The organism is Halogranum rubrum (genome assembly GCF_900114455.1).
In the GTDB taxonomy this organism is placed as follows: Archaea; Halobacteriota; Halobacteria; order Halobacteriales; family Haloferacaceae; genus Halogranum; species Halogranum rubrum.
The window spans coordinates 34479-54845 of sequence record NZ_FOTC01000001.1 but is presented as its reverse complement, the minus strand read 5'-3'; the positions used below and the strand labels follow the sequence as shown (position 1 = coordinate 54845).

The window sequence follows — 20367 nt, the reverse complement described above, 5'->3', positions numbered from 1 at the left end:
CTTCCGTGATGCCCTCGACCCGCCTTCTCCCCATCTCCAGACGCGGCCTCCTCGCGCTCGGCGGGGCGGCGGCAGCGGCCAGTGTCGGTCTCCTCGACTCGACGTGGTTCCGCAGTCCACAACGACTCGACACCACTATCGCCGACGAGACGTGGCCGATGGCCGGCCGTGACCCCGGCCGAACGGGGTTCGTCGAACGCGGCCCGACCGAGTTTGTCGGCGTCGTGTGGACCCACGAGTTGGACGACTTCTTCCCGGGCATCGACACACCAGTGGTCGTCGACTCGGGGACCGTCTACACGGCGACGCGCAACACTATCCACGCGCTCGACGCCGACTCGGGAGCAGAGACGTGGCAGTACGAGTTCGACTCGAGAAGCCTTCTGGGCGGTGAGGCGCAGTTCGTCCAGAGCCACCCCGTCGTCGGCGACGAGGGCGTCTACATCAGCGGCAGTGTCAGCCTGTTCGCCGTCGACGGCGAGGGAGAGTCACGCTGGCAGTACCGGACGTCGCGGAGTTTCCAGAACGTCCTCGTCGCCGGCAACACGGTCTACTTCACCTCGCGTCTCGACGACGAGACGCTCGTCGCACTCGACACCGAGTCCGGACTGACCCGGTGGACGGACTCGCCGCCGACGATTGTTCCACAGGCGTACAGCGACGGCGTCGTCGTCGGCGTAGCGGCGGGTGACTCGGACGCGACGTTCGGCGCGGTTCGCGCCCAGACTGGCCGGACACGATGGACGCGGAACCTCGCCGTCGACGACCCGTACTGGCACCTTCCGTCCGTCTCGGACGGGACCGTCTTCCACGGGACGCAGACGCTCTACGCGCTCTCGCTCGCCGACGGGTCGACGCAGTGGAAGCGTGACCTCGGCACCGAAGACGACGGCTTGCAGACCTGTGTCGACAGTGAGACGGTGTACGTCGTCTCGCCCGGAACCGAGCGAGTGTTCGCGCTCGACCGTCGGACCGGCGAGACGCAGTGGGAACGTGAGATGTCGGGACTGGAACTCACGAGGAGTCCGGTCGTGACGAGCGACACGCTGTACGTCGTCGCGGGTCCCACGGTAGTCGGATTGGAAGCGGAAGGCGGGACGGAGCGGTTCCGCCGCCGCGTTCCGGGCGAGGGTCCCGACTCCCTCGCACTGGCCGACGGGACGCTGTACGCCGGGAGCGGTCAGCGTATCGTCGCGCTCCAGGAGGGCGAGCGATGAGCGACGACGGCCTGTGGAACGGAGTCGAACGGGAAGCGAAGACGCTCGGACGCTCGCTCCTCGTCGTGTTCGGATTGAACCAAGCGGTTGGCGTCGGTCTCTCACTCGTCGTCGCGCCCCTGCTCGTCAACGAACCGTGGAACGCCACGACGATGTGGTCGCTCCCGGTCACGGTGGCGCTCGTCGTCGTGCTCGAATTGGCCGGAGTCGCTCCGACGGTCCGCCGCGCGTGGGTGTTCGGCATCGCTACCTTCGTCGGCTTTCTCCTCTGTTCGTTGGTCTTCGGTGCCCCCGACGCTCGACTCAGCGGGTCGCTCTATCCGGTGATTCGTGGGGTACTCCTCTACCTCGTCGTCCTCGCGTTCGCCGGTCTCGCTAGTACCGTCGGCGTCGACGACGTGCGGCGACTGGCGAAGACAGAGCGATGAGACAGACTGGTGAGACTGGTGAGTGACTACGCGTCGTCCTCGTCCCACTCGACTTCGACCGCGATTTCGTTTCGTCGCATGAACGGCGGCGTGTAGGGGTCGTTGTACTGCAGGAGGAACGGGCCGCCGCGGCGTTCGAGACTGTACTCGGCCAGTGTGTCGAGCAGAACCGCGCGCTGTTTGGCGACGCGCGTCTCGGAACTCCACCACGAGAACGTCTTCACGGCGAGAATCTGCGGTGGCTGTACGACGAGTCTGACACGAGAGTCCGTCGGTGTCGGGGCCGTCGCCGGCGTGTAGTCGGCGGGGAGGAAGAACGACATGGTCACGTCGCCGCCGTCGTCAGTCGTCCGGACCGGTGCAGTCATCGACACCGCTTCACTCTCTGCGCTCTCTGTTCGGACCGGTGCAGTCATCGAGACGTTCTCACCGTCGCTGGCGACGGGTGCGGTCATCGACACCTCCTCGCTCGACTCGTTCGCGCCGGTGATGTAGTCGAAGAGGCGGCGGAACGCCGCTTCGCCGCTCTCGGCCGTCGTCTCGACGAGGATAGTCCGCGGGTAGCGCCGTATCTCGACGTCGTCGTACGAAGCGAGTGTATCGTAGGGGACGCGTTCGGTCGTTCGGTTCACGTACAGCCCCCAACCGACCCAGAGGGCGAGTGCGCCGCCGCCGACGGCGAGCAGTCCCTTCAGTTCTTTCGACAGGTATTGCACAGAGAGAGAAGGTGCGCCAACGACAAAACCTGTCGCCTACTTCACCGTGACGTAGGTGAGAAAGGCGATGGCGAGGAGTTGGAGGCTCCGGAGCGCGAGGATAGCCGTCTGGACGACCGGGTCGCCCGAGTAGAGCATCGTCGTACTGAAGAAGAAGTAGATGGCGAGTGCGTTCTCCAAGAGCATCGCCGCCCCGAAGGCGATGAGGCCGAGTGTCAGCGTCGACTCGAACGTCCGGTAGTTTCGGACCCACACTCCCGTGAGAACGAAGAGAAGCAGGATGCTCAAGCCGGACAGCGCGGTCGCAATCGTGAGGGTCGTACTCATTGCCATGGTGGGTTAGTCCATCTTCGTCAGAATCTCTTCGAACTGGTCGCGGTGTTGCTCGAAGCGGTCGGTGAGAAAGTACATCGTCCCGTAGGACTCCTCGCCCTTCTCGACGATGTCGTGGTCGAGGAGCAAATCGAGGTGGTATCGGACGGTGTTGTACTCGACGCCGAGGACGTCCGAGAGTTGGTTGGCGTTTCGCGGACGCTCCGAGAGGGCGCGGATGATTCGCGCGCGGTTCTCACCGCCGCGCATTCCGGCCAACAGATACCAGAGCGCCTTCTCCATCCGAGTTCATCTCCACTATCTGAGAGGAGCAGTATATAGGTGCTCATCGCCCCCGTACCGTCCGCGACACCCACCCGGACGGTCCGTTCGGGAAGGGAGACGCCTCTTCGGACGACTGGAGTTGGCCGGTGCCGTCGGTGGCGCGGACGACAACCTCGTGTTCGCCCGTCGGTGGGTCGTACTGATACATCCACTGCCGCCAGACGTCGGTTCCGGGGAGTGTCTCCGAGAGCGTCGCCTCGGCCCACGTCTCGCCCCCGTCGGTCGATACCTCGACACGCTCGATACCGCGAGTGCCAGCGTAGGCGTGTCCGGCGACCTCCTTTCGGCCATCGTCGAGGTCGTTGACGACGTGAAGTTTCGCGACGGTGTTCACCGGCCCGGTGCCGTGCCAGCCGCGTTTCTCCCAGTAGCCGTCCTCCGGGCGTTCGAGAATCTCTATCTCGGTGAGCCACTTGACGTTTATCTCGCCCCAGTGGCCGGGGATGAGCGCCCGGGCAGGGTAGCCGTGGCCTCTCGGAAGCGCCTCGCCGTTCATCCCGTAGGCGAGAAAGCCGTCGCGGAGGGCCGACAGCGGGAACTCTTCGTAGAAGCCGTCGGCGGCGCGGAACATCACGCAGCAGCCTTCGGGGAGGCCAGCGGGTTCGACGAGGTCCATAATCCGAACTCCTGTCCACAGCGCGTTGTCGAGTTTCTTGCCGTTGAGCGCCTCACCCACACAGCGGAGCGAGACGAACCGGTGTTCCGGTTCCATCGACGTGATGTCCTCGTACCCGTACGTGACCTCCTCGTCGACTGCGCCGGTGACCGTCAGCGTCCACTCGCTGGCGTCGACTTCCGGGTCGGTCGAGTTGATGTCGACTTCGTAGAACGCGTCGCTGACGAGGGGTTCCAACCCCTCGACGGCGAACGACTTCTCACTGGCTTCCGCCAGCAGCGCGTCCACGTCCGACCCGGCCCACGGCGTCCCTACGTCGAGCGGTGCGCCGGTCGTCGCGGTGTCCGGACGAGTGCGTGCGCCGAGAGCGTAGCCACCGACGACGAACGGGAGTGCGCTCGCGAGCGCCGCGAGGACGCGCCGTCGACCCGGCGAGGTTCCCCCGACACTGGGGCCGAGTGCGGAGAGTACGTCTCGCGTGGCGGCGAAGTCCGCGACGGCGACGACGACGCCCGCGGCGACACCCGCTGCCAGCGACGCGGAGAGCGCGCCGGTGACGGCAACTGCGACGACTGCAGTCGCTGCCGCCGCGAAGAGGCCGGAGACCGGGGCGTCGAATCGCCTGCCGGCGGCGAGGCCGACGAACGAGGCGACGGCGAAGAGGAGGACCGAGAGCGCCAGCGCGGTCAAGACGTTGAGTTGGTCGCCGAAGTCACCGAGCACGACGATAGCGAACGTGATGACCGGTCCCGGGAGTCGGCGGGCCAGGAAGCCCGCGATGGGGCCGGCGACGAACGAGGGCGTAAAGGAGGCGACAGCGAAGGAGCCAGCGACGCCCGCAAGACCGGCCAAGAGGGCCACGAAGGTGGTGCTGACGGGATGCAGGCGGTCGGTGAGTGTGTGTCGTGTTTGGGGTGCCATGTGTGAATCTCGCTTCTCGATTAGCCGTCCATCGTCTCGCCCGGCGAGATAGCGAGTTTTCCGACTGCGCCGACGGCGAGGAACGTCCACCGTGTCGTGTAGCACGACGAGTACAGAGAGGTCGTCTCGAGGGATATGGATTTTTCAAACTCGGACTCACATCGATACAGACTCTGTCGAGAGTCTCTCTAGAGTTCGTTGTAACTTCGGTCGACGGCAGTCGCGCTCGACTGCCTTCGACGCTCGACTCGCCAGTGGACTCTTGGGCACGCCCGCCCGACACGCTCTATGGTCGACAGCGACGTGCAGACGCTCCTCTCGGAACTCGCCGCACAACTCGATGCGACCGCCTCACGGCCGATGCGACCCGAGGTGACTCATTGGGTCGCCGAAGCCGACGCCGTCGCGGGCGACGTCGCCGACGCGGACCTTCCGAACGACGTCGTCGCCGAGCGTGTAGGCCACGTCCGTGACCTCCTCTCGAACGTCGACGAGACGGGCGACGAAGAGGCCGACGACCACGTCGCCGCCGCGGAGACGCTGGCCGACGAGGTACTCGCACGTCTGGACGACGAGTGACTCACTCCCGCGGGACGCGCTCGACTTGGAACTCCCGATAGCCGCCGTAGGCGACGTCGAGCGCGCCGAGCCACCAGTTCCAGCGCGAGGGAAGCGAGTCTCCGTCGGGTGCGTCGGCGAGGTTCTCGACGACTTCCTCGACGGTGAGTGGACGCCCTCGGTCGGCGTCGTGCTTGCCCGAGTCCGCCAAGTCGCGGGCTTGTCGGGCGACGACACGTCGCTCCGGTGCAGTGCCGCCGAACGCCGATTCGAGGGCGGCTTCGATTTTTTCGGGGTCCATGTGAAGACCCACGAAGTGGAGACGTTTGAGCGCTACGCGGTCCACGCGAAGAAGACGAACAACAGCCCCCAGGCGCCGACGAACCACGAGAGCCCGATGGCTCGTGGCACGTCGGAAGTCGCCAACACCGCGGCGACACCGAAGAAGGTGAGCGCGAACCCGACGAGGACGACCCGCTCAGGGGTCACTGTCCGAGACTCCGTCGACTCGTCGTCCGACTCGTTCCGCTCGGTCAGCGCCCGCAGTGCAGGCCGGAGTGTCTCGAAAGCGTCCGCCGGAACGACCACGCCGAACGGATCGTTGAGTGACCGGTCTCGACCGTACCGAAACAGACAGACGACGTACGGGCCGAGTCGAACAGAGCGAAACGACCGAAGTCTGCCGAGGTCGTATTCGACCCGGCGTTCGTCCCGTTCTTCGTCTCGGCGGACGAGCACGCCCGACTCGGTGTCCAGCGTCCCGCCCGTCTGTCCGACTCTCACGACGACCCACACCGCGATACCGAGGGGGAGATAGACGAACAGTAACCACGGAGCGAGCGCCGCGCCGTAGAGGACGAGCGCAGCGACTGGCGTCGTGACGACGAGCCACCGAAGCCGGAGTCGACGACGGAGGCCGGCGAGGAAGTTCCGGAGCATCCGTCCCTCGTCGTTCTCACCGTAGCGCAGCGCGTACCAGAGGTAGAGCAGCGAGAACGGGCCACCGACGAGGAGCGTGACGACGAAGAAGAGGACGAACTGTGAGACACCGCCGAGGACGAGTCGGGCAAAAACGTACGTCACGAAGAGGCCGAGGACGACGAAGACACCGGCACCGACGTGCCTGACGGCCGATGCGAGCCGGTCCGGTCGACGGCCGGACCACTCGACGTGGGAGGGGACCATACTGGCTATTACTCGTCACCCCGACAAAAGGGTTGGTCGGCGTGTCACTCCCACCACGCGCTTCGGCGGTCACGGTAGCTCGCGTCGCGGAAGGGTTCGGGTCGCTCGTTCGGGTCTTCCATCCCCAGTCCGTAGGCCAGCCAGTTGCCGACGTGCCAGCCGATGGCGGGCGTGTCGAGACCGACGAGCGTGATGCGGAGTTTCGTGTACGTCTCGATTGCGCCGTCGCCGTCGGGGTCCGGCCCGAGCGTCTGGAAACACGACCCCGCGTCCTCGCCACAGGGAGACGTCTCGCTGAATCGGACGACGACGTCGGCGTCCTCGGGCGAGTCGACGTACTCGAAGGAGATGTTCTCCGGAACACGGGCGTTCCCGTCGGCGCCGGACTCGTAGTAGTCCAGCGCGTGGTCGACCTGTTCGCGCGTCGCGTCCGGGTCCGACGTGTTCGCATCGTCGACGTAGACGGTAAACACAGCGTCACGCCACGGGAAGTCACGTTCCGTCGCGTTCAGTCGTGGCTGCGTGTGAAGCACCGACTCGGCACGCATGACTTCGTGCGGCGCGTCGTCGTGACGCAGACCGAGCGTGTGCCCGAGTTCGTGTTTCGTCACGAGCGTCGTCGACGCCACCGAGAGGCCGTCCTTCACGTAGACTGCCGCCGGGCGGTCGATCTGTCGCGACTTCGTGACGAGCGGCGCACAGCCGACGGCGTCGTTCGTGTCGCCGCACTTCGGCACCTCGTCGACGAAGTGGACCACCAAGTCGGGTGACTCGGCGTCTGCGTCCACGCGGTATCGCACGTCGAAGCCGGTGTACTGCTCGCCGTTTGCGGCCCAGTAGGCTGTGGCCTCCTCGACGATACGGGCAAACCGACTGTCGTCACTCGGGGCGTCGATACCGACGACGATTGGGTCGTCCCCCCACGGGTTCTGCGTGTCTGGGACGGGCGTCAGGGCTGTACCGTTTTCGGACGTGCCGCTCACCGGTCCGGGGGACGTACTTCCTGTCGACGACACCGTCTCGGTCGTCGAACCAGCGGGGTTGTCACTGTCGGGTCGGAAATCGTCGAACGACGCGCCGAGACACCCGGAGACGACGACGAGACAGACGAGAGCGAGCGTGAGTGCCGCGGGCCGCACATTCCGCATTGCGTCGTTCTCCGTCGGACGGACTCAAGAGCGTTGCGGCGCTTGAGACGGGAGAGGAAGAGTACAGTCGAATCGAAACGGCCGTCAGACGTGGTCGTGGTCAGCGTGGTCGCTGTGGTCGTGGTCGTGTGGACGACCCTCCTCGTGGTCGGCTTCGTCCGACTCCGGCGAGACGTTGGCGAGACGTAGCGCGTTGCCGGTGACACCGAGGCTCATCCCCATGTCGCCGACGACGATAGCCGCGATGACAGAGACGTAGCCGAGCGGTGCACCGATTGCGAGGACGGCTTTCACCGCGAGCGACGCCCAGATGTTCTGTCGGATGACGCCGTTGGCCCGCGAGGCGAGGTCGTAGAGATACGGCATTCGCGTGAGGTCGTCGGCCATGAGCGCGACGTCCGCCGTCTCCAACGCGGTGTCGGTTCCGGCCGCACCCATGGCGATACCGACCGTGGCGGTGGCCAGTGCAGGCGCGTCGTTGACGCCGTCGCCGACCATCGCCACGCCGCCGTCGTACTCCTCGCGCAGGCGTTCGACCACGTCGACTTTCTGCTCGGGTAAGAGGTCCGCGTGGACCTCGTCGATGCCGACCTGTCCGGCGATGGCCTGTGCGGTGCGTTCGTTGTCGCCGGTGAGCATCACGACGTGTTCGACACCGAGTTCACGCAGACGCGAGACGGCCCACTTCGCCTCCGGACGGACCGTGTCGGCGATGGCGACGACACCTTCCAACTCGTCTTCCGTGCCGACGAGGACGACCGACTTCCCCTCGGCTTGGAGTCGGGGAATCGTCTCGTTGACCAAATCGAGGTAGGTGCCGTGTTCGCAGTCTTGCGGGTCGGCGGCGTCGCCGTCGCTCCCGGCGACGACCTGTCCCCCGTCGCTTACCACGTGTGCGTGCTCTAACTCGAATCCGAGGTCCGCGAAGAGACCGGGTTTGCCAGCGTAGTGCGTCTCACCGTCGAGGTCGGCCTTCACGCCTTTGCCAGTGATGGCTTCGAAGTCCGTAATCTCCCGGTCGGGAACGCCCTGTGACTCGGCGTGGTCGATGATGGCCGTCGCGATGGGGTGTTCACTCCGCTGCTCGATGGCGCGGGCACAGCCCATGAGGTCGGACTCGGTCGTGCCGTTGAGCGTGATGACGTCCGTGACGGCGAGGTTGCCGGTGGTGAGCGTCCCCGTCTTGTCGAACGCGACGGCACCGACGTCGCCCATCGCTTCGAGGTAGTTGCCGCCCTTGATGAGCACACCGTTGCGGGCGGCGCTCGTGATACCGGAGACGACGGAGACGGGCGTCGAGATGACGAACGCACACGGGCAGGCGATGACGAGGAGCGTCAGCCCCCGGACGAACGCTTCGGTCCACGAGACGCCGAACAGCGGCGGCGAGACGAGCACCGTCGCGATAGCCAGTGCGACGATGACCGGCGTGTAGTAGCGGGCGAACCGGTCGACGAACTGCTCGGACTCCGTTCGGTTGGACTGCGCTTCCTCGACCATCTCGATGACGCGCGAGAGCGTCGAGTCGTCGGACGTCGACGTCACTTCGATTTCGAGGTAGCCGCCTTCGACGATGCTGCCCGCGTACACCTCGTCGCCCGCGGCTTTGTCGGCCGGGACGCTCTCGCCGGTGATGGGCGACTCGTCGAGCGGACTCGACCCGTCGCGGACGACGCCGTCCAGCGGGACCTTGTCGCCGGGGCGGACCACGACCGTCTCGCCGACCGAGACGTCCTCGACGGCGACGGTCGTCTCCTCGCCGTCGCGCAGAACCGTCGCCGTGTCGGGTGACAGTTCCATCAACTCGCGCATCGAGTTGCGTGCGCGGTCCATCGAGTAGCGTTCGAGCAGGTTGGCGATGCTGAAGAGAACGGCGAGGGTCGCCGCCTCGAACGGCAGGTCGACGAGGAGTGCGCCGACGATGCCGACCGACATCAGGAAGTCGATGTCGAGGTTGCGGTTCGTCGCCGAGTAGTAGCCGTTGCGGACGATAGCCTGTCCGGCCACGAGCACCGCGCCGAGATAGAGCACCCACGCGACGCTGATGTCGCGGGAGAGCACAGAGAGAAGCGTGACGTCGAGGCCAGTGAGGAGATACTCGAAGACGAGACCGAAGAGTAGGAACGCCGCACCGGCCCACGTCTTCAGGGCGCGCGGACTCCGCCAGACGCTTTGGGTGGTGTCGGTCTCCTCGTCGTCTTCGACGGCGTAACCGGCCCCTTCGATGGTCGCGACGACCGACCCGCGAGTCGTGCGTGCGGGGTCGTAGGTGACGAGGACGCGGCCCGTCGTCGGTTGGGTCTCGAACTCGCGGATGCCGTCGAGACCGGAGAGCGCGTTTTCGACTTTCCCCGCACAGGACGCACAGTCCATGTCGGGAACGCTGAACGACTCGGATTCGGCGTCGTCGACGCCGTAACCTGCACTCTCGACCCGCTTCCGAATTTCGTCGAGACCCGTCACGTCGGGGTCGTAGGCGACGACGAGCGTGCCCGTCGTCGGTCGGGGTTCGACCGAGGTGAGACCGTCGAGGTCTGCGAGAGCGTTCTCGACCTTTCCGGCACACGACGCACAGTCCATCTCGGGGACCGACAACTGGAGCGTCTCGGTGCCGTCAGTCGATTCAGTCGTTGAGTCGGTGTCGGATGAGTGCGCTTTCTCCTCGTGGTCGCACCCACACGACGACCCACCACAGCTATCCTGCGTCTCGTCGCTCATTGTGTTGACGTAGTTCGCGCGGTCCTATTAATCTCCCTGCCAGTGGTACATCAGTGGTTATTACAAATTACTAACTCAGGAGTAGTTTGTTAATAACGTGGGTCGCCGACTCGAATCGAGCGTCGCCACTGCACGAGTGAGAGTGTGGCTGAGAGGAGTAAGCCCCCTTCTGTTCCTCCCGACATTCGGCTGAGCGTCCGCGTCCGTCGTCCAAACTACCTGTGGGCAGACGAACGACACACGAATCGTGTCGTCCGGCCGCCACGTGGCGCGGACTTGCACCGGTGAGGATTCGCCGTTCCATCCGTTCTCGACCGTCAACTCGTGGGCGCGAAGCGCCCGGTCGTCGTCGAGATGCGTTGCATCTCGTAGCCCTCGACGGGTTAACTCCCCTTCCTCGCGGTCGGGTTCGCACGTCTCATCGGTCGGGTCGAGTGGTCTCGTTTCTGTTCCAGAGCCAGCCGTCTCCGACTCCGGGCTTGCGCCCGGTCACCTGTTCGGACGGTGGGGGGACTTTCCTCATGCCTCAGAGAGGCACGGGAGTCGGGCTCTCTCTGCCGTCGGAGAGTAGCTTGGCCCCTCAGATAAGGCGTTCGGTCGGGTGACTTCGGGATAATATTCCTCATGATTCTTCTTGTGCGAAGGGAAGCGTTCAAGTCTCTCGGAGCCTTGTGTGTGGGTATGTCCGAGGCGCAGACCGTACGCCTCTCCTACGAGGATGGGGCTCGGGCGGTCGAACTAGCGCGAGAATCGGTCGAATCGTACGTCCTTCATGGGCAACGTGAACAACCGGGCAGTATGCGGGATGCGTTCTACAACCGCACCGGCGCGTTCGTCCGACTGACCTCGACACGGGGTCGAGGTCGCGTGCGTGGGTGTGCGGGCACCTACCAAGGTAAGAACCAACTCGGCCACGCAATCGTCGACGCGGCCATCAAGGCCGCCTCCGGCGACTCCTGTGGCTCCGAAATCGAACCGCCTGAACTCCAAAACCTCAACGTCTCTGTCTGTATCGTCTCGAACCACATCCTCACCAACGACCCACTCGCCGACCTCGAACTCGGCAAACACGGTGTCGCCGTCGACAAAGGCGGCAACCACGGGTGGCTCTACCCGACGATTCCCGTCGAGAACGGCTGGAGCAAGGAGAAGTACCTCAGTCGCGTCTGCCGCAAGGCAAAGCTCTCGCCGCTCGCGTGGCAGGACGAAGACACCATGGTGACGCTCATCGAAGGGCAGGTCTTCCAAGAGCGCCCCGACGGCGGCAGCGTCCAAGAGCTGCAGATTCGGTAACTCGCCACTCTCCTTCAGCGAACGTCGACGCACGTCTCGCCGACTGCACGTTCCCCATCTCGAATCACGCTACCTCCAGAGCTAGCTTTCTCACTCGTCGCGACTGAACCCGGTCAGCGCCGCGTCGTCGACTGCCCGTGCCGTCGCCGCATCGAGGTCGAACAGGTCGTCGTCGACGATGTCACCGTCACGGACGAGCGGTTGCAGTAGCGCCTCGGCGTCGGCAGGAGCGTCGTGCCCACGGAGTCCGACGTGGTGACCGCCATCGGCCGTCCGGTACACCTCTTTGACACCCGAGAGCTTCCCGCGTTTAGCCGCCGGTTCGCCGTCGATTTCGACGATGTCGAGCGCGAAGTCGACCGGGTTCGCGTTCGAGATGTAGCCGCCGACGCCGAAGCCGTCGACGACGTCGCGCAGGTGTCGCAAGTCGTCGGGCCCGAGACCACCACTGACGAAGATGTCGACGTCGTCCTCGCCGCGGGCTTCGAGTTCCCAGCGGACCTCTCGGCAGATGTGCCGGAAGTCGCCACGGCGTGAACTCGTCGTGTCGAGTCGGACGCCCGAGAGACGGTCACCGAGTGCCTCGACGGCGCGGACGACTTCGTCTTTCTCGTCGGAGTAAGTGTCACAGAGTGCGATGCGAGGCACGTCCTCGTCGACGGCTTCGTCGAACGCCTGCCACGCCTGCTCTTGGTTGCCGCGGCCGAACGCAATCATCAACGCGTGCGGCATCGTCCCGCTCGCTTCACGGCCGAGTACCTCACCCGCGGCGACGTGCGAGATACCGTCGACTCCGGCGACGAGGGCGCTCCGTTCGACCATCGCCGCCATCGACGGATGGACGTGGCGCGCCCCGAACGACAGCACCTGCGAGTCGGGGGCCGCCTGCCGGGTTTCGAGTGCGGCCGTGGCGATACCCGAGGCGTGCGAGAGAAAACCCAAGAGCGACGTTTCGAGTCGGGCGAACTCGAGATAGTCGCCCTCGATTCGCATCACGGGGCCACCGTCGAACAGTCGGCCCTCCGGGATGGCGTCGACGTCGACGTCGTGGCCTTCGAGCAGGTGTGCGGCGTCTTTCAGGCCGGCGAACAGTTCGAACCCGCCGTCGGGGAACTGGTCGGCGGTGACTTCGGCGACGACGTGGGGATTCTTCCCCGCGTGGCGAAGCGTCGTCTCCGTGCGGTCGAAGTAGGCGTCGGTAGCGTCGCCCGCCAAAATCGCCTCCTCGCCGACGATGTCGAACACGGTCATTGGCTCACCTTCTTTCGGGAAATTGAAAAAGACACCCGTTCGGTCGGCGGCGTCGAAGAGAATCCGTCTTCAGTTCGGTCGCTCGCCGTCTGTCGGAAGCCACTCACCGTGGTGGACCCGCTCGACAAGCGTATCCACCCCGTAGCCGAGACTGACCACGAGCAGACCGGGGAGGGCGTTGCTCTCCGGGCCGACGAGTAGTGCGAGGAGCGCAAGGATTCCCAAGAGGAGCATCGAAACTCGCTTGTATCGAGGGATTCGCGCTCGAACCGTCGCACTCGCACCACCGAGAGACAAGAACGCCGCCGTGAACGCGAAGAGAACGTGTGAGACCGGAGTGCTTCGCTGGAGACCCCAGATGCCGAGTCCGAAGAGGGAGACGCCGGAGACGACGCCGAGGACTGTGTGGTACCGCTCGGAGACCATGTGTCAGCCGATATGCGGGTGAATCAAAAGTGTTCGCCAGCGCGTTCTTCAACGCCGCCGATGGACCGAATCCAAATCTTCCACCGTCGGCGCGTTGACGATGGTGACGCGCTTTCCGTTGCGAGTCACCCGGAAGGCGTCGCCGAACGACCGGTCGTCGGGCACGCGGTAGACGCCCTGTTCGACGCGCTGACCACCGACGTGGAGTTTCAGGGTCGTCTCGTAGGCAGACTTGAACTCCCTCGCGTCTTCCTCGGAGTCCCACGTGGTAGCCCAGACGTAGCCGTATTTGGTGTTCTCGCCGTCGTCGCTCCGATACGGAACGACCCTATCGCCGGCCCATCCGGTCGTCGCCGGGTGGGCGTAGTTGTACGCGGAGTAGTTCCCCGTGTTCCGCCGGAGCGCCGACTGCTCGATGTAGTGGTTCTGCCAGAACATCGCGTACAGCGACGCCTCGCCAACGGTGTCGAACTGCTGGTCCCGGTCGAACCGCGACCACTCACCCGACGAACGGTCGGGGACGGACATCTCGACGGGAGCCTCGTCAGGATACTTCTCGGGGTGGATGAGTTGCTCCGTGCTCGCCGGGAGGTTCGTGTAGACGTCGTTCACGGCGTCCCACCCGCCGCGGCGGTAGAGCGAGTCGACCAACGCCGGACCCTCGCTGTAGGGGGTGTAGATGGTGACGAAGACACCAGGTGCGGAGCGGTCGCTACTGCTCCCGCCCGACCGCTCGGGCTTGGGGATGCAGTCGAACGCACCGCTCTCACAGCGGTCCTCGTACAGGTACTCGACGTAGCGGGCGTCGCCCTCGACGATGCCGCTTCGGGCGAGTTGGGCGTCCTGCGTTCGGGCGTCGCTGGCGAGACCGAACTGCTGGTCCTGCAGCGCGTGGACGAGTTCGTGCGCCAGTGTGCCGCGGTTTATCTGCGGCGTCTCCGAGTCGCTGACGATGACGATTCGGTCACGACTCGGCGAGTAGAAGCCCAACACCGACCCGCCGTACAGTTCTTCGAGAACGTCGCTCACCTCTCGGTCCTCGCCGACGAGAAGGAGGGCCTCCCACACCTGGTTGTTCCACGCGCGATACTCGGCGCTCCGGTCGCTCTGTGTCGACCGACTCTCGCGGTTCGCTCGGTACTCCTCGCGACTGACGACTTCCACTGGAACCTGTTTCGTGAACTCCAGTTGTCGAATGTGTTCGACGCGGGCCATCGTCCGGGCGACGAGCGCCTCGCGTTCGGCCTCGTCGAGGCCGTCTGACTGGCTGATATCCAGCGACTCGTTGTACCAGTAGCCGTTCTCCCAGCCGAGACGGTCCGTCGGCGGGTCCTCGGGCCACTCCCAGTTCGGGTCGCCCGCCGTCGGCGGGACGGGGGTTGCACAGCCAGCGAGGACCAACGTCAGTACCGCGAAGACGGCGAGCAGTCGTGACACAGGTCACTCTCGGCGCCGGTTCGACAAAGGTCGTTCGCCGCGCGCGAGGCGGCAGTCGTGGTCAGGAGTCGCTGACAGCGTGGACCTTCGACAGTGCGTCGACGGTCGGTGCGTTCGTGACGACGATAGTGTCTCCCCGCTGGACGACGCGGAAGGCGTCGCCGAACCCGTTCGGGTCGTCATCCGGGATTCGGTAGACGGTTCCCGGCCCGCTCGCGTCCTCGACTTCGCTGGCGTTGCGGTAGTCGAGTAACTGTTCGTAGCCGTCGCGGAACTCGTTCGCCGACGACTCGTTCTCGAACTGAATCTGCCACACGTAGCCCGTCTCGTTCGCGTCGTTCGCGTATGGAACGAGTCGGTCACCCTCGAACCCGTCGGTGTAGGAGGTGTCGTAGCTCAGCGGGTCGAACTGCCGTGGGTCGCCGCTCTCGTTCGTGTTGAGCCACTCGCGCGGCGAGACGATTCGCGCGCCGGGCTTCTCGTAGAGCGGTGCGGCGAGCATCACCGCGAGTCCCGCTTCGCCGACTTCCGCGTAGTTCACTCGTCCGTCGACGGCGATTCGCTCCCACGACCCGGTAGTACGGTCAGTCACGGTCGGTTCTGCGGGTGCGTCGTCGGGATACTGCTCGGGGTGGATGACCTGCGACGTCGACGCCGGCGGGTTCTCGTAGACGGCGTTCACGGCGTCCCACCCGCCCTCTTGATACTGCGCGTAGACGAACGCCGGACCGTCAGAGTACGGTTGGTACTTCAGGAGATACGGGCCGATGTCGGCGAGGCCGCTCTCGGGCGAACTGGCGTTCTCACCGGTCTCACCCGTACTATCGCTCGACGACTCGTCGGTCAGACACGACCACTCCGACTCACACCGCTGCTCGTAGAGATAGTCGACGAGGTTGCCGTCGCCCTCGACGATGCCGTCGATGGCGTTGTGGTCCTCGCGCGTCGACTGGTTGTACGACGTGATGTCGAACTGTTGGTCCTGCAGCGCGTGGAACAACTCCTGTGAGAGCGTCACCTCCGAGAGTCGCGGCGAGTCGGCGTTCTCGCTGACGATGACGATTCGTTGTCTCTCCGGCGCGTAGTAGCCGCCGACGGAGGCACCGCGGTTCTGCGACTGGACGGCCATCGAGTTCGTCGACTCGTTTATCATGAACAGCGCCTCGAACTTCACGTTGTCAAAGCGGGTTCGGTTCGCCGACGTCGTTCGGTTGCCGCGGGCCTGCGAGAACTCGTCGCGGGCGACGACGTCGACGGGGACCGACCGCTCGAACTCCAGACCACGGATATACTCGACGCGGGCCATCGACCGGTTGGTGACGGCCGCGAGTTCCTCGTCGTCGAGGCCGTCAGATTGGTCGACGTCGATAGACTCGTTGTACCAGTAGCCGCCTTCCCAGCCGAGTCGGTCCTCGGCGGGGTCCGAGAGGTCCGCTGGAACGGGCGGAATATCGGCGTGAGCGTCCCCCTCGGGGACGATGGTGTCTGGCGGGCCGTCGTCGATGAACGGTATCGACCCGGCACAGCCAGAGAGTGTTACGAGAATCACGGCCGCGAAGACTGGGAGGCGTCGCACGTCTACCTCGACGTTAGAGTGCGAGACGCAAATGTGTGCTGCCCGAGTTGGTTACTCCTCCGCTCACCGCCGGCCGGTACGTAGGGCGGTGAGGACGGCGGCGGCGAGTGCGCCCAGTGCGACGAGGACGCCGAATCCGGGCGAATCGGTCGACGACGTCGGCGAGGGCGACGCTGTCTCCGGTTGCTCTTGGGCGGAGCGGGGACGGACGTCCCCGAGGTCGTCGACCGTCGGCGCGTTGACGATAGTGACCGTCGTTCCCTGTCGCGTGACGCGGAAGGCGTCCGCGAACGCGCCGTCCTCGACGACGAAGACGTTCGAACCCTGGGACTCGGCGTCGTGTGCCTGCAGCATCGAGAGATACGTCGTCCGGAACTGCCTGGCGTCTTCCGGCGAGTCCCACTCCAGCACCCAGACGTAGCCGTGTTCGGCGTCGTCACCGCTTCCCTTCGCGTACGGGAACAGACGGTCGTTACCCCACCCGTCGGTCGCCGGTGACTGGTAGTTGTACCGGTCGTACTGGCCCTGTTGCTGCCCGACCGACTGGTACTCGAAGCCGTCGAAGCCGTCGGTCCCTTCCCTGTCTTGGTACCAGAACATCGCGTACAGCGACGCCTCACCGACGGTGTCAGAGCCGTTTTCGCCCTGCTCGAAGAGTGACCAGCCGTTGCGAGCGCGGTCGGTGTAGTCGATGGGTACCGGTTGCTCGTCGGTGGTGTGGATGACCTGTTCCGTCGAGACGGGCGGGTTCGCGAAGCGCTCTTCGACGGCGGCCCATCCGCCCGCTTGCTTCAAGTTGTGGACGAACGGCGGGCCGTCGGAGTACGGTTGGTAGATGACGAGGAAGATACCGAGGTTGAGATTGCTGTTGCCCCCGCCACTTCCGGCCGTCTTCGGCGTCTCGACGCACTCCCACTCGCCGCTACACTTCTCGGTGTAGAGATACTCGATGTAGTTGGCTTCACCTTCGACGACGCCGGAGACGGCGAGGTCACCGTCCTGCGTCTCTCCTCTGTAGGTCTTACTCGACAGGTCGTGATACTGGTCTTGCAGCGCGTGGACGAGTTCGTGGTGGAGCGTCGCGTTGTCGATGACCGCCTCGTCGGGATTATCGGAGACGATCTTGATCTCGTCGTCCTTCGGCGAGTAGAAGCCGGCGACCGCCGACCCGAGCGTCGACCCGAGTTCCGACTGGACGTTGTCAGTCTCGCCGGTGATGAACAGCCCCTCCCACACCTGGTTGTTCCACGCCTCGAAGGAGTCGTTCGTCTTCGACTGGTTCGCAGACCGCTCGCGGTACGCTTCGCGTGTGATGATAGAGACCGGAACCGACTGTTTGAACTCTCGCTCTCGGAGGTGTTCGACACGCGCCATCGACCGGGCGACGTAGGCGTCGAGTTCCGCGTCCGAGAGACCGTCGGACTGGTCGACGTCGATAGACTCGTTGTACCAGTAGCCGTCTTCCCAGCCGACGACGTCGCTGTCGGGGTCCGACGGCGCACTGCTCTGTTGAACAGCAGGGCCGTCGGCCGCCGCAATCGGCGCAAACCCGGCAGAGACGACGAGCGAGACGAGACAGAGGGCGATGAACCGTCGCATACTCGGGAGTAGGGCGGGTCGGTCAAGTACCTTACTTGCGTGTCGTGATTCTGAAGAAACATATACTGTCGCTCTATCGACTAAATGACGCCGTGCCGGTCGTCGTCGCAGCGTTCGGCACGTTTATCTCACTGAGCCGACAGCATGGGCTCATGCAGTTCGATACCGGAACGAAAGTCGTCCTCCTCGACGCGTTCCTCGCCGCTTCCTTCGTCTTCCAGTACTGGCTCGGTCGCCAACTCGCGACGAACGACGACTGGTGGGTCGCCGTCCCCGTCGCCCTGGTCACGTTCGCCCTGTTCGCCGCCGCCGATAGGAGTCGTGCAGGCCTCTGGACGCTGGTCGGGGCGGGACTTCTCGCGATGGCGGCACTCGTCGGGCTAGCCGTGACCGGCGAGTTCCGAACGTTTCCCTACGGATGGTTCTTCCTCGGACTCGCCGTCGCCATGGCGGTGAACCGCTTCCTCTTCGGCGTCGTTCGGCCCGTTCCAAAGGCACGTCGTCACCGCATGGACCCGTCTGGCTGGGTCGACGAGTAGGGACCCGAGCCAACCGTTTTGCCCTCCACGCTCGAATCGGCGAGTATGCACTTCGACCCCGCCCGAACCGCCGTCGTCGTCGTCGACATGCAGAACGGCTTCTGTCACTCCGACGGGAGTCTCTACGCCCCCGGAAGCGAAGCGGCGATAGAACCCGTCTCGGACCTCGTCGCCACTGCCCGCGAGGCAGGCGCGGCCATCGTCTACACCCGCGACGTTCACCCGCCAGAACAGTTCGAGGGGAACCACTACTACGACGAGTTCGACCGCTGGGGCGAGCACGTCGTCGAAGGGTCGTGGGAGGCCGAACTCGTCGACGGACTCGACGTCCGCGACGAGGACCACGTCGTCGTCAAGCACACCTACGACGCCTTCCACCAGACGGAGTTGGAAGGGTGGCTCGACGCCCACGGCATCGACGACTTGCTCATCTGCGGGACGCTCGCGAACGTCTGCGTCCTGCACACGGCGGGGAGCGCCGGACTCAGAGACTTCAGGCCGGTCATCGTCGAGGACGCACTCGGCTACATCGAAGAGGAACACGAGACGTACGCCGTCGACCACGCCGAGTGGTTGTTCGGCGAGGTGACGACGCGCGAAGGCGTCGAGTTCGTCTCGACCGAGTAATCGACTGGCTACCGAAAGAGACGGTAGGCCGCCTGCCCCGTGGCGACGGCTTCGGTGTCGCCGTCGGGTGTCGGACTCTCGACGGTGATGGTGCTGACGCCGATAGAGCCACCGGCGCGGACGACGTCGGCCGTCGCGGTCAGATTACCGGACGCGCGCCGGAGATAGTTCACGTTGAGGTTGACCGTCGCCACGCCGCCCGAGAAGGGGTCGTCGAACGTCGTCCGCTGGGCGACGCCGCCGGCCGTGTCGATGAGCGTCGCGGCGACACCGCCGTGCATCTGCGGTGTCGACGGTTCGACGTCACCCGATGGGGGCTTGTTCGTCAGTTTCTCGTCGAAGGGGACGGACATCACGACGCGACCGTACTCGATGTCGTCGACGGAGGTGTTGAGCCACGCCAGAAAGTCGTGGCGGTCCTCGATGTACTCTTGGACCCACTGGGCGGCGTCTGCGGGAAACTCCGAGTCTCCGGAGGAATCGTCGGCCATATCGAAGAGTGCACGGAGCATCGGTTTGTACTCGTCGGTCAGTCGACACGGCGTCACACAGACTCTTTAGACGAATCGGCCAGAAACGATAGTCGGTCTATGTGAGAAGTGTGTTTCATGGGAACGTACAGCGCGCTCGTCGACGTCACCGGTACCAACGTCCAGAACGTCCAAGAGTTCGCATCGGTGTGGGGCGACATCAGTCAAGACATAGAGGAGTGCGGCGGCGAACTGCGAGACGCATACGCGATGCTCGGCGAACACGACTTCCTCGTGCTGTTCGAGGCCGAGGACCACGAGTCGGCGCTCCAAATCGCGCTCTCCGTCGAGCGCTACGGCCTCGACACGCAGACGATGGAGATTATCCCCGTCGACCAGTTCGGCGCTATCGTCGACGACATCTGACCGACGGTCGGCCGACAGACCGAGGTGACCGACGGACGAACAGCGACCAGTGATTTTTCGTGAGCGATGAGAACGGAGAGGGCGGCGAGAGCGACAATGGTGAGGACGGACCAGAGTACGAGACGGACTTCCGCGAACACCCCGAAGCGTACCGCGTCGGCCGCGGCGAAGAGGGCGTGTTCAAAGTCGAACCGTACAAGAGCGAACTGCTCCCGTCGTGGGGCTACGCCGACCGAAGAACGGCCGACGAAGGCGGGGAAGCCATCTACGAGAAGTTCCGCGAGTACCGCGAGAACGGCGAGTTCGTCGGGATGGACATGGCGCGGAAGTACCTCCAGATGGGGTACACGCGAGCGATGCGGTACGCTCGGTATCCGGGTGGACAGAAGTACGAGGACGGTGAAGAGCGCGAACCCAAACACTGGGCCGACCACGACAAGCGGGAGGCGGCGTTAGTGTACGACGTCTGGTGGAAGAGAGTCGAAGGCGACGAGACGTACCAACGGGCGAAAGAGCGACACCGCGAGCAGTACGGCTAGCCGAGTCGAGTCGAGTCGAC

Annotated in this window: 22 protein-coding genes and 1 other RNA gene; 8 read left to right on the top strand and 15 right to left on the bottom strand. The window is 65.0% G+C overall.

Annotated features, from left to right (window positions below):
• The first annotated feature begins 8 nt into the window (after positions 1 to 8).
• Positions 9 to 1217: an outer membrane protein assembly factor BamB family protein gene (locus BM083_RS00285; RefSeq protein ID WP_089864262.1), complete on the top strand. Its 1209-nt coding sequence runs from the start codon at positions 9 to 11 to the stop codon at positions 1215 to 1217.
• Entirely contained in the window at positions 1214 to 1645 is a 432-nt protein-coding gene (locus BM083_RS00280; protein WP_089864260.1) for a hypothetical protein, read from the top strand. Before BM083_RS00285 ends, BM083_RS00280 begins: the two co-directional genes overlap by 4 nt.
• 26 nt (positions 1646 to 1671) lie before the next feature.
• Here BM083_RS00280 and BM083_RS00275 read toward each other — a convergent pair whose 3' ends face one another.
• From BM083_RS00275 to BM083_RS00260, 4 genes are read right to left on the bottom strand one after another with little or no spacing between them, the layout of a single operon-like run.
• A complete protein-coding gene (locus BM083_RS00275) occupies positions 1672 to 2352 on the bottom strand; it encodes an SOUL family heme-binding protein (RefSeq protein ID WP_218148938.1) in 681 nt (226 codons plus the stop codon).
• 45 nt (positions 2353 to 2397) lie between these two features.
• The gene (locus tag BM083_RS00270) at positions 2398 to 2694 is read right to left on the bottom strand and encodes a DUF8036 family membrane protein (protein WP_009733176.1); all 297 of its coding nucleotides are present in this window, start codon (positions 2692 to 2694) and stop codon (positions 2398 to 2400) included.
• Positions 2695 to 2700: 6 nt separating this feature from the next.
• Positions 2701 to 2976, bottom strand: a complete 276-nt coding sequence (locus BM083_RS00265) for an ArsR/SmtB family transcription factor (RefSeq protein ID WP_009733177.1) — start codon at positions 2974 to 2976, stop codon at positions 2701 to 2703.
• Positions 2977 to 3019: 43 nt separating this feature from the next.
• A complete protein-coding gene (locus BM083_RS00260; protein WP_089864257.1) occupies positions 3020 to 4555 on the bottom strand; it encodes a molybdopterin-dependent oxidoreductase in 1536 nt (511 codons plus the stop codon).
• 288 nt (positions 4556 to 4843) lie between these two features.
• Here BM083_RS00260 and BM083_RS00255 point away from each other — a divergent pair, with 288 nt between their 5' ends.
• Entirely contained in the window at positions 4844 to 5134 is a 291-nt protein-coding gene (locus BM083_RS00255) for a DUF8152 family protein (RefSeq protein WP_089864254.1), read from the top strand.
• Between the two features lies 1 nt (position 5135).
• Here BM083_RS00255 and BM083_RS00250 read toward each other — a convergent pair whose 3' ends face one another.
• From BM083_RS00250 to rnpB, 5 genes are all read right to left on the bottom strand, one after another.
• On the bottom strand, positions 5136 to 5414 hold the full coding sequence (locus BM083_RS00250; RefSeq protein WP_089868228.1) for a WNWW family protein: 279 nt from the start codon (positions 5412 to 5414) through the stop codon (positions 5136 to 5138).
• Positions 5415 to 5446: 32 nt separating this feature from the next.
• Positions 5447 to 6298 carry a hypothetical protein gene (locus BM083_RS00245; protein WP_089864251.1) on the bottom strand — a complete coding sequence of 284 codons (852 nt, stop codon included), beginning with the start codon at positions 6296 to 6298 and terminating at the stop codon, positions 5447 to 5449.
• 44 nt (positions 6299 to 6342) lie between these two features.
• The gene (locus BM083_RS00240) at positions 6343 to 7446 is read right to left on the bottom strand and encodes a zinc metalloprotease (protein ID WP_089864248.1); all 1104 of its coding nucleotides are present in this window, start codon (positions 7444 to 7446) and stop codon (positions 6343 to 6345) included.
• 84 nt (positions 7447 to 7530) lie between these two features.
• A complete protein-coding gene (locus BM083_RS00235; protein ID WP_089864245.1) occupies positions 7531 to 10164 on the bottom strand; it encodes a heavy metal translocating P-type ATPase in 2634 nt (877 codons plus the stop codon).
• A 146-nt stretch (positions 10165 to 10310) separates the two neighbouring features.
• Positions 10311 to 10723, bottom strand: an RNA gene (gene rnpB / locus BM083_RS00230) — RNase P RNA component.
• 122 nt (positions 10724 to 10845) lie between these two features.
• Between rnpB and BM083_RS00225 the strand changes: the two genes are divergently transcribed.
• Complete coding sequence (locus tag BM083_RS00225) at positions 10846 to 11457, top strand: TIGR00296 family protein (RefSeq protein ID WP_089864242.1); 612 nt, start codon at positions 10846 to 10848, stop codon at positions 11455 to 11457.
• A gap of 90 nt (positions 11458 to 11547) precedes the next feature.
• Here BM083_RS00225 and BM083_RS00220 read toward each other — a convergent pair whose 3' ends face one another.
• From BM083_RS00220 to BM083_RS00200, 5 genes are all read right to left on the bottom strand, one after another.
• Positions 11548 to 12708, bottom strand: a complete 1161-nt coding sequence (locus BM083_RS00220; RefSeq protein WP_089864239.1) for a nicotinate phosphoribosyltransferase — start codon at positions 12706 to 12708, stop codon at positions 11548 to 11550.
• Between the two features lie 69 nt (positions 12709 to 12777).
• The gene (locus tag BM083_RS00215) at positions 12778 to 13134 is read right to left on the bottom strand and encodes a hypothetical protein (protein WP_089864236.1); all 357 of its coding nucleotides are present in this window, start codon (positions 13132 to 13134) and stop codon (positions 12778 to 12780) included.
• Positions 13135 to 13182: 48 nt separating this feature from the next.
• Complete coding sequence (locus tag BM083_RS00210) at positions 13183 to 14571, bottom strand: Hvo_1808 family surface protein (protein WP_089864233.1); 1389 nt, start codon at positions 14569 to 14571, stop codon at positions 13183 to 13185.
• Between the two features lie 61 nt (positions 14572 to 14632).
• Positions 14633 to 16147, bottom strand: coding sequence for an Hvo_1808 family surface protein (locus BM083_RS00205; protein WP_089864230.1), 1515 nt, complete (start codon positions 16145 to 16147; stop codon positions 14633 to 14635).
• A 63-nt stretch (positions 16148 to 16210) separates the two neighbouring features.
• On the bottom strand, positions 16211 to 17746 hold the full coding sequence (locus tag BM083_RS00200) for an Hvo_1808 family surface protein (RefSeq protein WP_089864227.1): 1536 nt from the start codon (positions 17744 to 17746) through the stop codon (positions 16211 to 16213).
• A gap of 152 nt (positions 17747 to 17898) precedes the next feature.
• Between BM083_RS00200 and BM083_RS00195 the strand changes: the two genes are divergently transcribed.
• Together BM083_RS00195 and BM083_RS00190 are read left to right on the top strand one after the other, a co-directional pair.
• Positions 17899 to 18285, top strand: a complete 387-nt coding sequence (locus BM083_RS00195; RefSeq protein WP_143085644.1) for a hypothetical protein — start codon at positions 17899 to 17901, stop codon at positions 18283 to 18285.
• 45 nt (positions 18286 to 18330) lie between these two features.
• Positions 18331 to 18912, top strand: a complete 582-nt coding sequence (locus BM083_RS00190) for a cysteine hydrolase family protein (protein ID WP_089864221.1) — start codon at positions 18331 to 18333, stop codon at positions 18910 to 18912.
• A gap of 8 nt (positions 18913 to 18920) precedes the next feature.
• Here BM083_RS00190 and BM083_RS00185 read toward each other — a convergent pair whose 3' ends face one another.
• Positions 18921 to 19403, bottom strand: a complete 483-nt coding sequence (locus BM083_RS00185; RefSeq protein ID WP_089868226.1) for a PaaI family thioesterase — start codon at positions 19401 to 19403, stop codon at positions 18921 to 18923.
• A 117-nt stretch (positions 19404 to 19520) separates the two neighbouring features.
• Here BM083_RS00185 and BM083_RS00180 point away from each other — a divergent pair, with 117 nt between their 5' ends.
• Positions 19521 to 19808: a GYD domain-containing protein gene (locus tag BM083_RS00180; RefSeq protein ID WP_089864218.1), complete on the top strand. Its 288-nt coding sequence runs from the start codon at positions 19521 to 19523 to the stop codon at positions 19806 to 19808.
• Between the two features lie 59 nt (positions 19809 to 19867).
• Positions 19868 to 20347, top strand: a complete 480-nt coding sequence (locus tag BM083_RS00175; RefSeq protein WP_089864215.1) for a DUF4385 domain-containing protein — start codon at positions 19868 to 19870, stop codon at positions 20345 to 20347.
• Positions 20348 to 20367 lie beyond the last annotated feature (20 nt).